Source organism: Amycolatopsis sp. NBC_01286 (assembly GCF_035982555.1).
GTDB lineage: Bacteria > Actinomycetota > Actinomycetes > Mycobacteriales > Pseudonocardiaceae > Amycolatopsis.
On sequence record NZ_CP108428.1, the window covers coordinates 10,428,318 to 10,441,116 of the forward strand.

Annotated in this window: 11 protein-coding genes; 4 read left to right on the forward strand and 7 right to left on the reverse strand. The window is 69.7% G+C overall.

Annotated features, from left to right (window positions below; genetic code table 11):
- Positions 1-2: 2 nt before the first annotated feature.
- The 5 genes from OG570_RS47030 to OG570_RS47050 are packed head-to-tail and all read right to left on the reverse strand — an operon-like array spanning position 3 to position 4,419.
- Entirely contained in the window at positions 3-593 is a 591-nt protein-coding gene (locus OG570_RS47030; RefSeq protein WP_326954992.1) for a hypothetical protein, read from the reverse strand.
- The gene (locus OG570_RS47035; RefSeq protein ID WP_247063007.1) at positions 590-1,342 is read right to left on the reverse strand and encodes a succinate dehydrogenase/fumarate reductase iron-sulfur subunit; all 753 of its coding nucleotides are present in this window, start codon (positions 1,340-1,342) and stop codon (positions 590-592) included. The genes OG570_RS47030 and OG570_RS47035 overlap by 4 nt, the downstream gene beginning before the upstream one ends.
- On the reverse strand, positions 1,339-3,258 hold the full coding sequence (locus tag OG570_RS47040; protein ID WP_326954993.1) for a fumarate reductase/succinate dehydrogenase flavoprotein subunit: 1,920 nt from the start codon (positions 3,256-3,258) through the stop codon (positions 1,339-1,341). The genes OG570_RS47035 and OG570_RS47040 overlap by 4 nt, the downstream gene beginning before the upstream one ends.
- A 52-nt stretch (positions 3,259-3,310) precedes the next feature.
- Entirely contained in the window at positions 3,311-4,135 is an 825-nt protein-coding gene (locus OG570_RS47045; protein ID WP_247063003.1) for a hypothetical protein, read from the reverse strand.
- Complete coding sequence (locus OG570_RS47050) at positions 4,132-4,419, reverse strand: hypothetical protein (protein WP_247063001.1); 288 nt, start codon at positions 4,417-4,419, stop codon at positions 4,132-4,134. The genes OG570_RS47045 and OG570_RS47050 overlap by 4 nt, the downstream gene beginning before the upstream one ends.
- Positions 4,420-4,671: 252 nt before the next feature.
- On the opposite strand from OG570_RS47050, the gene edd reads away from it, so the two are divergent.
- The 4 genes from edd to OG570_RS47070 all read left to right on the forward strand — a co-directional run bounded on the left by edd (position 4,672) and on the right by OG570_RS47070 (position 10,684).
- Complete coding sequence (edd, locus tag OG570_RS47055; RefSeq protein WP_326954994.1) at positions 4,672-6,567, forward strand: phosphogluconate dehydratase; 1,896 nt, start codon at positions 4,672-4,674, stop codon at positions 6,565-6,567.
- Positions 6,564-7,169, forward strand: a complete 606-nt coding sequence (eda, locus tag OG570_RS47060; protein ID WP_326954995.1) for a bifunctional 4-hydroxy-2-oxoglutarate aldolase/2-dehydro-3-deoxy-phosphogluconate aldolase — start codon at positions 6,564-6,566, stop codon at positions 7,167-7,169. Before edd ends, eda begins: the two co-directional genes overlap by 4 nt.
- Before the next feature lie 213 nt (positions 7,170-7,382).
- Positions 7,383-9,383, forward strand: a complete 2,001-nt coding sequence (locus OG570_RS47065) for a PEP/pyruvate-binding domain-containing protein (protein WP_326954996.1) — start codon at positions 7,383-7,385, stop codon at positions 9,381-9,383.
- Positions 9,384-9,403: 20 nt separating this feature from the next.
- Positions 9,404-10,684 (forward strand): MFS transporter, encoded by a 1,281-nt coding sequence (locus OG570_RS47070; RefSeq protein ID WP_326954997.1) that lies wholly within the window; start codon positions 9,404-9,406, stop codon positions 10,682-10,684.
- Between the two features lie 243 nt (positions 10,685-10,927).
- Here OG570_RS47070 and OG570_RS47075 read toward each other — a convergent pair whose 3' ends face one another.
- The gene (locus OG570_RS47075) at positions 10,928-11,455 is read right to left on the reverse strand and encodes a regulatory protein RecX (protein ID WP_247064101.1); all 528 of its coding nucleotides are present in this window, start codon (positions 11,453-11,455) and stop codon (positions 10,928-10,930) included.
- Between the two features lie 90 nt (positions 11,456-11,545).
- A complete protein-coding gene (recA, locus tag OG570_RS47080) occupies positions 11,546-12,592 on the reverse strand; it encodes a recombinase RecA (RefSeq protein WP_247062979.1) in 1,047 nt (348 codons plus the stop codon).
- Positions 12,593-12,799: the final 207 nt, after the last annotated feature.

Here is a 12,799-nt window from a genome sequence, read left to right on the forward strand (position 1 = left end):
TGTCACGCCAGCGCGACGATCTCCGCCGCGAACCCCGCCAGGCCCGGCTCCCGCCGCTCGCAGGCCCGCGCCAGCCGGGCGACGTCGGCGGCCCAGTCACCGGTGGCCCGGTCGGCCGAGCCGATCCGCGCGAACCCGCGGTCGAGCAGGCCCCGCGCGTCGTCGAACCGGCCGCGTGCGACGGCCTTCACCGCGCCGAGCGCGTTGGCCAGCGCGCTTTCCGGCCGGGACCACTCGTCGTCCGCGGCCGGCGCGGGAACGTCGTCGGCCGCCGCCGTCCGGACGTCGAGGTCGAGCCGCCAGAACAGCGGCACGCCCGCGAACCGGACGAAGACGAGGCGCTGCACCGGCGAGTGCAGGAAGTCGGGCGAGAACCGCACCGAAGCGACGGGCTGGACCGCCGACAGCACCGGCACCACGTCGAGACACGAAGGGAACGCGGCGTCCGGCACCAGCCACTCGACGTCGATGTCGCTGTAGGCGTCCGCCGTCCCGTGGGCCAGCGACCCACGCAAAGACGCTCGCGAACCGGCTTCGGCCGCCGAAAGAGCGGCCAGCAGACGGTTCGCGAGCGTCGAACGAGAAAGCGTCACTTGTCCCGGCGGAAGAGCTTGTTGCCCAGCCAGACGATCGGGTCGTACTTGCGGTCCGCCACGCGCTCCTTCATCGGGATGAGCGCGTTGTCGGTGATGTGGATGCCTTCCGGGCAGACCTCGCTGCAGCACTTGGTGATGTTGCAGAGGCCGAGGCCGTGCTCCTCCTGGGCCGCGTCACGCCGGTCGGCGACGTCGAGCGGGTGCATCTCCAGCTCGGCGATCCGCATCAGGTACCGCGGCCCCGCGAAGGACTCCTTGTTCTCCTCGTGGTCGCGTACGACGTGGCAGGTGTTCTGGCACAGGAAGCACTCGATGCACTTGCGGAACTCCTGCGAGCGCTCGACGTCCACCTGCTGCATCCGGTAGTCACCCGGCTTGAGGTCGGCGGGCGGGGTGAACGACGGGATCTCCCGCGCCTTCGTGTAGTTGAACGACACGTCGGTGACCAGGTCGCGGATCACCGGGAACGTCCGCATCGGCGTCACCGTGACGACCTCGTCCTCGGTGAACGTCGACATCCGCGTCATGCACAGCAGCCGCGGCTTGCCGTTGATCTCCGCCGAGCACGACCCGCACTTGCCCGCCTTGCAGTTCCAGCGCACCGCGAGGTCCGACGCCTGCGTGGCCTGCAGCCGGTGGATGATGTCGAGGACGACCTCACCCTCGTTCACCTCCACCGTGAAGTCCTGCAGCGCGCCGCCCGTGTCGTCGCCGCGCCAGACCCGGAAACTCGCTTTATAACTCATGGTTTGCTCCCACCGGGGTGCGTTTCGAGTTCTCCGTCGGTGTAGTACTTCCCGAGCTCGCCGAACTCGAACAGCTCCAGCAGGTCCTGGCGCAGCGGCACCTGCTCCTTGACCGTGACGCCGACGTCCGGCACCACCGGGTTCTCCCCCGGCGACGACGCGCACACGAGAAGCTTGTGCCGCCACTCGGGATCCATGCCCGGGTGGTCGTCGCGGGTGTGCCCGCCGCGGCTCTCCGTCCGGGTCAGGGCCGCCTTCGCGACGCACTCGCTGACCATCAGCATGTTGCGCAGGTCGATCGCGAGGTGCCAGCCGGGGTTGAACTGCCGGTGCCCCTCCACGGTGACGTGCAGGATCCGGTGCCGCAGCTCGGCCAGCTTCACCAGCGCCTGCTCGATCTCGCCGGCCTTGCGGATGATGCCGACCAGGTCGTTCATCGACTGCTGCAGCTCGGTGTGCAGGGTGTACGGGTTCTCGGCCGACGCGCCCGCCGGCGGGTCGAACGGCGCGAGCGCCATCTTCGCCGCGGCGTCCACATCGGACTGCGCGACCGCGGGCCGGTCGGTCAGCCCCAGCACGTACTCGGCGGCGCCGAGCCCGGCGCGGCGGCCGAACACCAGCAGGTCCGACAGCGAGTTGCCGCCGAGCCGGTTGGAGCCGTGCATGCCGCCCGAGCACTCGCCCGCGGCGAACAGCCCGGGCACACTCGACGCGGCCGTGTCCGGGTCGACCTCGATGCCGCCCATCACGTAGTGGCAGGTCGGGCCGACCTCCATCGCCTCCGCCGTGATGTCGACGTCCGCCAGCTCCTTGAACTGGTGGTACATCGACGGCAGCCGCTTCTTGATCTCCTCGGTCGGCAGCCGGCTGGCGATGTCGAGGAACACGCCGCCGTGCGGGGAGCCGCGTCCCTCCTTGACCTCGGAGTTGATCGCCCGGGCCACCTCGTCGCGCGGCAGCAGGTCCGGCGTGCGCCGGTTGTTGTCCGCGTCGGCGTACCAGCGGTCGGCTTCCTCTTCGCTTTCCGCGTACTGGCCCTTGAACACCTCGGGCACGTACTCGAACATGAACCGCTTGCCCTCGGAGTTCTTGAGCACGCCGCCGTCACCGCGCACGCCCTCGGTGACGAGGATGCCCTTGACGCTCGGCGGCCAGACCATCCCGGTCGGGTGGAACTGGACGAACTCCATGTTGATCAGCTTCGCGCCCGCCCGCAGCGCCAGCGCGTGGCCGTCGCCGGTGTACTCCCACGAGTTCGACGTCACCTTGAACGACTTGCCGATGCCGCCGGTCGCGAGCACGACCGCCGGCGCGTCGAAGAGGATGAACCGGCCGCTCTCGCGCCAGTAGCCGAACGCGCCGGCGATGGCGCCGTCGCTGGTGAGCAGCTCGGTGACCGTGCACTCGGCGAAGACCTTGATCTTCGCCTCGTAGTCGCCGGTCTCGGCGAAGTCCTCCTGCTGCAGCGAAACGATCTTCTGCTGCATCGTGCGGATCAGCTCGAGCCCGGTCCGGTCGCCGACGTGCGCCAGCCGCGGGTACGTGTGCCCGCCGAAGTTGCGCTGGCTGATCCGGCCGTCCGCGGTGCGGTCGAACAGGGCGCCGTAGGTCTCGAGCTCCCAGACGCGGTCCGGCGCCTCCTGGGCGTGCAGCTCGGCCATCCGCCAGTTGTTGAGGAACTTCCCGCCGCGCATGGTGTCGCGGAAGTGGACCTGCCAGTTGTCGTTCGAGTTCGCGTTGCCCATCGACGCGGCGCAGCCACCTTCGGCCATCACCGTGTGCGCCTTGCCGAACAGGGACTTGCACACGACCGCGACGCGGTAACCGCGTTCGCGCGCTTCGATCACCGCGCGCAGACCGGCACCACCGGCACCGATCACCACCACGTCGTAGCTGTGCCGTTCGACCTCGGTCATGTAGGGATTCCACCTCGGAAAATGGGGACGGTCTTGTCGGGAAGGACGGGTGTCAGTTCACGAATCTCAGGTCCGCGATGGCCCCGCTGGCCACGAGCATGACGTAGAAGTCGGTCAGCACCAGCGTGCCGAGCGTCGTCCAGGCCAGCGCCATGTGGCGGGTGTTGAGTTTCGTCACCTGCGTCCAGATCCAGTACCGCACCGGATGCTTGGAGAAGTGCTTCAGCCGGCCACCGGTCACGTGCCGGCACGAGTGGCAGGACAGCGTGTACGCCCAGAGCAGGACGACGTTGGCGAGCAGGACGACGTTGCCCAGCCCGAAGCCGAAGCCGCCGGTCTTCCCGTGGAACGCCATGATCGCGTCGTAGGTGTTGACCAGCGACACCACCAGCGCCACGTAGAAGAAGTAGCGGTGGACGTTCTGGATGATCAGCGGCAGCCGCGTCTCGCCGGTGTACTTCGCCTTCGGCTCCGCGACGGCGCACGCCGGCGGGGAGAACCACACCGCCCGGTAGTAGGCCTTGCGGTAGTAGTAGCAGGTCAGGCGGAACCCGAGCAGGAACGGCAGCACGACGAAGCCGAGCGGGATGAACCCGGGCAGATCGCCGAACCAGTGGCCGAAGTGGCTCGAGCCCTCGACGCAGGACGTGGACAGGCAGGGTGAGTAGAACGGCGTCAGGTAGTGGTAGTCGGGCACCCAGTAGGCGGTGCGCACGAACGACCGGACCGTCGCGTAGACGATGAAGGCGCCCAGCCCGAGCACGGTGAGCAGGGGCTGGAGCCACCATCGGTCGGTACGCAGGGTGCGTTCGGCGATCCTGGCCCGTTTCGGGGACCGGACGCCGGTGCCGACGCCGTTGTCAGCCGGAGCGCTCACCGCTGGTCGCGCTTGTAGCCGCCGACGCCTTCGTCGTCCGCGCCGTGCCACAGCGCCGGGTCGTACGGCGTGTCGGGAACTTGGACGCGCTCCGCGGCCTTCGCCTGCGTCGGTACCGCGAGCGGGGTGCCGTCGAGGTCGGCCGTGTCGATGTCGAGGCGCTCCACGTCGTTGGCGAGGCGGCGGACGGCCGAAGCGTCGCCGTAGCGCGAGCGCAGTGCGCCGACGCACTGCCTGAGCTGACCGATGGTTCGCCGCAGCTCGGCGATCTCGGAGGTGGACATCATGCCTCCCGTGTGGTGGGGCCGGCCGGGCCGGTTGGCGATCGCGTCGCCAAGACCGACTCTGCCGTTCGTCGTGCAGTGTGACAAGTAGCACATTAGCTAAGTAGGGGCGTGATCGGGGTCACTGGGGTTGATCTTCTGAATCGATTTTGATTCGGTGTTCGCGACAGGTAGTGTGGCCAGCGTCACGACCCAGAGGCGCCAGTGCAGCCGTCCCGCGGACCACCACGAACCAGTGATCCGGAGCCGGACATGAGCAACCCCGCCACCACGCCCCTGCACGAGACCATCGCCGGCGTCACCGCGCGGATCACCGCGCGCAGTGCCGCGACCCGCACCGCGTACCTCGGCCGCATGGCCGCCGCGCACGCCGAAGGCCCGGTCCGCCGCGGCCTCGCGTGCAGCAACCTCGCCCACGGCTTCGCCGCCATGGAGGGCGCCGACAAGGAGGCGCTGCGGGCCGCCCGCGCCCCCGGCGTCGCAATCGTCTCCTCCTACAACGACATGCTCTCGGCGCACCAGCCGATGCAGGAGTACCCGGCCTGGCTGAAGAAGGCCGTGCGCGGCGCGGGCGGTGTCGCCCAGTTCGCCGGCGGCGTGCCCGCGATGTGCGACGGCATCACGCAGGGCCGCGCCGGCATGGAGCTGTCCCTGTTCAGCCGCGAGGTCATCGCGATGTCGACGGCGATCGCGCTGTCGCACGACATGTTCGACGCGAGCCTGCTGCTGGGCGTCTGCGACAAGATCGTGCCCGGCCTGCTGATCGGCGCTCTGTCGTTCGGGCACCTGCCGGCGATCCTCGTGCCCGCCGGGCCGATGAACTCCGGCCTGCCGAACAAGGAGAAGGCGCGGGTCAGGCAGCTGTACGCCGAGGGCCTCGCGACCCGCGAAGACCTGCTCGACGCCGAAGCGGCGTCGTACCACTCGGCCGGGACCTGCACGTTCTACGGCACCGCCAACTCCAACCAGATGGTCGTCGAGGTGATGGGCCTGCACCTGCCCGGCGCCAGCTTCGTCCAGCCCGGGTCCGCGCTGCGGCGCGCGCTGACCGAGGAAGCCGGGCGCCGCGTCGTCACGCTTTCGCGCGGCGAGGAGTACACGCCGGTCTCGCGGATCCTCGACGAGAAGGCGTTCGTCAACGGCGTCGTCGCGCTGCTGGCCACGGGCGGCTCGACCAACCACACGATGCACCTGGTCGCCATCGCCGCGGCCGCCGGTATCCAGCTGACCTGGGACGACTTCTCCGACCTCTCGGCCGTCGTGCCGCAGCTGGCGCGGGTCTACCCGAACGGCAGCGCCGACATCAACCACTTCCACGCCGCCGGCGGCATCCAGTTCCTCGTCGGCACGCTGCTCGACGCCGGGCTGCTGCACGAGGACGTCCACACCGTGGCCGGCTTCGGGCTGCACCGCTACCGGGCCGAGCCGATCCTGTCCGACGGCGAGCTGGTCTGGCGCGACGTGCCGACCCGCAGCCTCGACGAGGAGGTGCTGCGCCCGGCGTGGCGCCCGTTCGCCGCGGACGGCGGGCTACGGATGGTCGCGGGCAACCTCGGCCGCGCCGTGGTCAAGGTGTCCGCCGTGGCGCCCGAGCACCGGATCGTCCAGGCGCCGGCGCGGGTGTTCACCACACAGGAGGCGTTCACGGCCGCGTTCGAGGCCGGCGAGCTGGACCGCGACGTCGTCGTGGTGATCCGGCAGCAGGGTCCGCAGGCCAACGGCATGCCGGAGCTGCACGGCCTCACCCCGGCGCTGGGTGTGCTGATGGACCGCGGGCACCAGGTGGCGCTGCTCACCGACGGCCGCATGTCGGGCGCGTCCGGCAAGATCCCGGCCGCGATCCAGGTGACGCCGGAAGCCGCGGCGGGCGGCCCGATCGCCCGCGTCGCCGACGGTGACGTCGTCCGGCTGGACGCCGCCGCGGGCACGCTCGACGTCTTCGTCGGTGACGAAGAACTCGCCCTCCGTGAACTTGTGGACGGGCCGCCGTCCGAAGCATCCTGGACCGGCACCGGCCGAGAGCTGTTCGCCGCGTTGCGCCGTGCCGTCGGCCCCGCCGACCAGGGCGCTTCGGTGTTCGGCGGTTTGACGCCGGAGCACTTCGGCATTCCCACGCACTCGTTGGAAACCCAGGAGGTTGGTCAGTGACCACCGGTTCGGACCTGCTCGCGCTGTCCCCCGTGATGCCCGTCGTGGTGATCGACGACGCCGACGACGCGGTGCCCACGGCCCGGGCCCTGCTCGCCGGCGGGATCGGGGTCATCGAGCTGACCCTGCGCACGCCGGCGGCGCTGGCCGCGATCGAGCGCGTCGCGACCGAGGTCCCGGACATCGTGATCGGCGCCGGCACGGTCACTTCGCCGGGCCAGGCGAAGCAGGCAGCGGACGCGGGGGCGAAGTTCCTCGTGACGCCGGGCTGCACGGACGCCGTCGTCGACGCGTGCTTCGAGTCCGGGCTGCCGTTCCTGCCCGGCGCGAGCACGGTGTCGGAGGCGATGAAGCTGGCCGAGCGCGGGCTCACGGCGTTGAAGTTCTTCCCGGCCGAGGCGTCCGGCGGGGTCGCGTACCTGAAGTCGATCGCGGGGCCGTTGCCGTCGCTGAAGTTCTGCCCGACGGGCGGGATCACGGTGGCCTCGGCGCCGACGTACCTCGCGCTGCCGAACGTCGGCTGCATCGGCGGTTCGTGGCTGACGTCCTCGCTCGATGTCTCCACGATCGAGAAGCTGGCCGCGGAAGCCGCGAAGCTGTAGCGCAGATCACCTGCAGGAAGTCCCTCCCCGAACGGCGGAACCGGCGTCCGGATTCCGGGAGCACCGTTCCAGTGCGCTGGAACGGTGCTCCGAGAGAGTGTGGCGGCCGTCATGGGTTCCGCCATTCGTTCCAGTCACCGGGCCATTCGCGCCACAGTCGGTGATTCACCGCCTGTTAACGTCCCCCCTCGCAATTTCCAGCGAGGAGAACCGGTGTCCCTGACCAGCGTGGTCGCCCCCAGCACGTCCCCCGAGAACGTCGCCGCACTCGTCGGCGAACGGCTTTCCCTGTCCGCGCTCCACCAGCTGTGCGGCACCCTCGGCGGCTATTCCTTCGTCAAGGTCGTGGTCGATCGCGAACTGCGGACGATCCACTTCCTGAACGACGCGCGTCATTCCTTTCACGCGATCTATATCGGTGAGGAGATCCTCGGCGTCCCCGAAGCCCGGGTGCGCGCCGAGATCGACGGCTACAACGAACGCTTCTACCACGCCCCGGACCGCCGGTTCCTGCTCGGCATCCTCGCCCTGCACACGCGGCAGGAGAAGAAGATCCTCTCGCTGGAGACGGTCGAGGTCGACACCATGCCGGCCGCGCTGATCCGCGAGTTCCACGCCTTCGTGGCGGAGCACGTCGACCCGGCGCTGCCGCTGCTGTTCAAGCCGGCGAACCAGCTGCAGGAACGGCTCGTCCGGGAGATCCCGGCGGCCGAGCTCCCCCGCGTCTTCGCCCACGAGCTGTTCTCGACGGCGCCGTTCGTGGCGCTGAACCCCGGCACGACGACCGGGCGGCTGCGCGCGTTCCGGACCGAAGCCGAGTACCGGGCCGCCACGGCCACAGGCGGGCTGGCCTGGTCGGACATCATCGTGATGGACCGGGTGCCCGACGACATCCCGCGGCTGTCCGGCATCGTCAACGCCCGGCACACGACGCCGTTGTCGCACACCAACGTGCTGGCCACCGGCTGGCAGATCCCGAACGCCGTCCAGCTCGGCGCGCTGGCCGAGATCGAGCGCCGCGGGCTCGACGGCAAGTGGGTCGAGTACACCGTGGACGACCGGTCGCTCACGCTACGGGAGGTCGACGAGCCGGCCGACGCGGCGCCGCCGTCCTGGTACGCCCAGCGCGTCACGCTCGAGGAGCCCGAGTCCGACCACAGCCCGATCGTGAACCTCGCGCGGCTGCGCGCGGCCGACCGCTACCGCTACGGCACCAAGGCGGCGAACCTCGGCGAGCTGCACCACGTCCTGGCCTGCGGCTCGCAGCGGCTGCTGGGCTTCTACCAGGTCCCGCGGCCGCCGCGGGAGAACCTGCTGCCGCACCTGGCCCAGCTGCTGGGCATCCCCGCCGGCGCTTCGGTGGCCGACCTTTCCGACGCGGCCCGCCGGCTGCTGGACGAGCGCATCCGCGTGCCGCGCGGGATCGCCCTGCCGTTCTCGCTGCAGCGGCGGTTCCTCGAGTCGTCGCCGCGGATCCAGCAGGCGATCGGCAAGCTGAAGATGGCGCTGGAGCTGGACGCGCGGGAGATCGAGCCGTTGTGCGTCGAGCTGCAGAGCCTGATCCGCTCGGCGCGGATGCCGGGCGCGCTGGCCGGGGAGATCGACTCCGCGCTGGTGTCGCAGCTGGCCGGGGTGCGCGCGTTCGTCGTGCGCAGCTCGTCGAACGCCGAGGACCTCGCCGGGTTCTCGGCCGCCGGGATCTACGAGTCGATCAACCACGTCACCACCGCCGAGCGGATCTTCGCCAGTGTCAAGGAAGTCTGGGCGTCGCTGGTGTCGGTGCGCAGCGTCCGGCTGCGCCACCAGGCCGGGATCTCACTCGACGAGTGCTACATGGGCGTGGTGATCCAGGAGCAGGTCGCGGCCGACTTCGGCGGCGTGCTGGTGACGACGAACCCGATGAACCGCGCGGACTTCCGCACGGTGTACGTCAACGTCTCGCCGAAGGTCACCGACGTCGTCGACGGCTCGACGCTGCCCATGCAGTACCTGTACTCGACGGTCGAGGGCGGCGGCCGCACGGTGTCCCTGGGCGACGCGGCAGCGGACCTCGACGAGCGCGCCCACGAGCAGCTGCAGCGCCTCGCCGTCGCCGGACGCCTGCTGCAGGCGCACTTCTCGCCCGACTACACGTTCGACTCGCCGGTGGACGTCGAGTGGCTCGCGGACCGCGACCACGTGCACATCGTCCAGCTGCGCCCCTACTCGGCCTGACTTTCCCGGAGACACACATCATGTTGGGCTTCCGCCTGCCCGCGAAGCCGGCCGTGCAGCGCGCCGTCCGGCTGACCTACGGGTTCCAGTTCTTCTTCGGCCTGTTGTTGTGGGTGCCGATCTTCTACCAGTACCAGAAGCTCGTCGGCCTCGACGACAGCCAGATCTTCGGCATCCAGAGCATCTACTACATCGTGTTCTGCCTGCTGGAGATCCCGACTGGGATGATCGCCGACCGGTTCGACTACCGGACGTCGCTGAAGGCCGGCGCCGCGGTGCTCGTGGCCGCGAACCTGGTGCCGGTGTTCCTCGGTTCCTACACCGGGTTCCTGATCCACTTCATCCTGATCGCCCTGGCCAGGTCCCTGGTGTCGGGCGCGCAGAGCGCGTACCTCTACGAGTACCTGCACGCTCACGGCGAAGGTGAGCACTACCTTCGAGTGGAGGGCGTCGGCCGCGCGTACAGCCTGATCGGCAAGATCGTGTACTGGCCGGTGATCGGCCTGCTGATGGCGTGGAACCTCCCCTCTCCGTACTGGCTGACGGCGCTCAACGCGGCCATCGCCCTGGCGTTCGCCTTGAAGCTGCCCCCGATCCCGGGCGGCCGCCGCGCGGCCGGCAAGACGGCGTCCCTCCTCGCGGGCGTCGGCGGCGCACTGTCGGCGCTGCGGTCGTCGCGGTGGTTGTTCTTGCTGATGGTGCAGGGCATCGCGATGTTCACGCTGGTGCGGATCTGCCAGGTGAACCTGTTCCAGCCGATCCTGGAGTCGAAGACGCTCTCGGTGAACTGGTACGGCGCGGTACTGGCCGCCATGACGGTCTTCGAAGCTCTGGGCGCGGCCCGCCCCCACCGGCTGCGGCGCGCCATCGGCCCGGTCGCCTCGGTGTTCACCCTGACGATCGTGATGGCCCTGTGCCTGGGCTTCATCGTCCCGGCCGGCACGGTCCCGACGGTGCTCCTGCTGTGCGTCTTCGCCGTGGCGACGGGCATTTCGTTCCCGATCCAGAAGCAGCTCCTGAACGACTCCATCCCGGACTCCCGCTACCGCGCGACGCTCCTGTCAATGGAGTCCATTGTGGACCGAGCGGTGTGCGCGCTGGTGGCGGTAGCGCTGGGCGCCTACCTGTCGGACGGCCGCCTCGACGAGTTCCTGGTGCTCTCGGCGGCGGTCACGTGCGTGGCGATGGGCCTGCTGGCGGTACTGCTACTGGCGGTCCGCAAACACCGCTCCGACCGCCGCCCACCGACAAAGCGAACGGCACCGGCGGAGCAGGAGGCGGTACCGGCCACCTCGGCATGACGTGCGGCCGGTGCTCGCAACGCGGCAAGCACCGGTGCGCCCGGACGCCCGGCGGCACACCCACACTCCCGGCACAGCCCCACCGCATCCGCCGGGGCGCAATGACCGGCCCTAACCGCAATGGCCTGGTCCAGCCACAGCGCAGCCCGGCGACGATCACATCCGAGTGCTCGATGGGTCGCGCTAAGCCCGTTCCAGGCAAAGCACCTTCACCCGCCGTGGCCTCACCGGGCCCGGTGGCTGTCAGTCGATGTAGGCGTCGTCCAGGAGGGTGGACTCCGCGCCGTACTCGCGGAGTTCCTCCTTGATCACCGTGTACGCCAGCCCTTGCGGGTAGCCCTTGCGCGCCAGGAAGCCGAGCAGGCGCCGCAGCGCCGTCTGCTCGTCGACGTTGCCCAGGGACCCGAGCCGCTTGCGGACCAGCTCCCGGGCCATCTGCTCCTCGGACTCGCGGTCGACCTCGCCCGCCGCCTGCGCCGCGACCTCGTCGTCGACGCCCTTGCGCCGCAGCTCGGCCAGCAGCGCGGTGCGGGACAGCCCCTGGGTCGTGTGCCGGGACTTCACCCACAGCTCCGCGAACTCCGCGTCGTTGACCAGCCCCGCCCGGTCGAGCTTGCCGAGCAGGTTTTCGCTGGTCTCCTCGTCGAAGCCCTTGCGGTGCAAGGCCTGCCGGAGCTCCTCTTGAGTACGCGCCCGCACGGCCAGGAGGTCGTAACAGACCTCTTTGGCCTTCTTGAAGCGCTCCTCCGGGGGCAGTTCCGACGGCGGGATCTTCGGTGCCCTCGCCACCTCGGTCACTCCTCGTCGTTCATGCGCGCCTCACCGTGAACCGCTGCCACGGTGAGGACCAAGGACCCTCTCCTAGAAGTCGACCGGCGCCGGCACGGCTTCGACGGCTTCGGCGTCGAGCTGCGGGCCGATGCCGAGCTTCTCCTTGATGCGCTTCTCGATCTCGTTGGCGATGTCCGGGTTCTCGCGCAGGAACTTCCGCGCGTTCTCCTTGCCCTGGCCGAGCTGGTCGCCCTCGTAGGTGTACCAAGCACCGGACTTGCGCACGATCGCCTGGTCGACGCCCATGTCGATGAGCGAACCCTCGCGGGAGACGCCGTGGCCGTACAGGATGTCGAACTCGGCCTGCTTGAAGGGCGGGGCCATCTTGTTCTTCACGACCTTGACGCGGGTGCGGTTGCCGACCGCCTCGCCGCCGTCCTTGAGCGTCTCGATGCGACGCACGTCGAGCCGGATCGAGGCGTAGAACTTCAGCGCCTTACCACCGGTCGTGGTCTCCGGGGAGCCGAACATGACGCCGATCTTCTCGCGCAGCTGGTTGATGAAGATCGCGGTGGTGCCGGAGTTGTTCATCGCGCCGGTCATCTTGCGCAGTGCCTGGCTCATCAGGCGGGCCTGGAGACCCACGTGCGAGTCACCCATCTCGCCCTCGATCTCGGCGCGCGGCACGAGCGCGGCCACGGAGTCGATGACCAGGATGTCGAGCGCGCCGGAGCGGATCAGCATGTCCGCGATCTCCAGCGCCTGCTCACCGGTGTCCGGCTGGGAGACGAGCAGCGCGTCGGTGTCGACGCCGAGCTTCTTGGCGTACTCCGGGTCCAGCGCGTGCTCCGCGTCGATGAACGCCGCGATGCCGCCGGCCTTCTGCGCGTTCGCCACCGCGTGCAGGGCGACCGTGGTCTTACCGGAGGACTCCGGGCCGTAGACCTCGACGACACGGCCGCGGGGCAGCCCGCCGATGCCGAGTGCGACGTCGAGGGCGATCGAGCCGGTGGGGATCACGGCGATGGGCGCGCGGCCGTCGTCGCCGAGGCGCATGACCGAGCCCTTGCCGTACTGCTTGTCGATCTGCGCAAGGGCGAGTTCGAGCGCCTTGTCCTTGTCGGGTGCTGCAGGCATGGAAGTCCACCTCGCTGGTATGAGCCCGCCGGGGCTCTGTTCGGTTCTTCAGCTGTCCGGTCCGACGCTAGCGGCGGGGTCCGACAATTCCAGGCGCGGCGCCCCATCTGTGGATCGCTGGACCCGTATGTGGACAACACCATAGACGAACACCTGTTCGAGGTCGGCAGCGACACACCCTTGCGCTAGGATTTTCGCCCGCCCGGG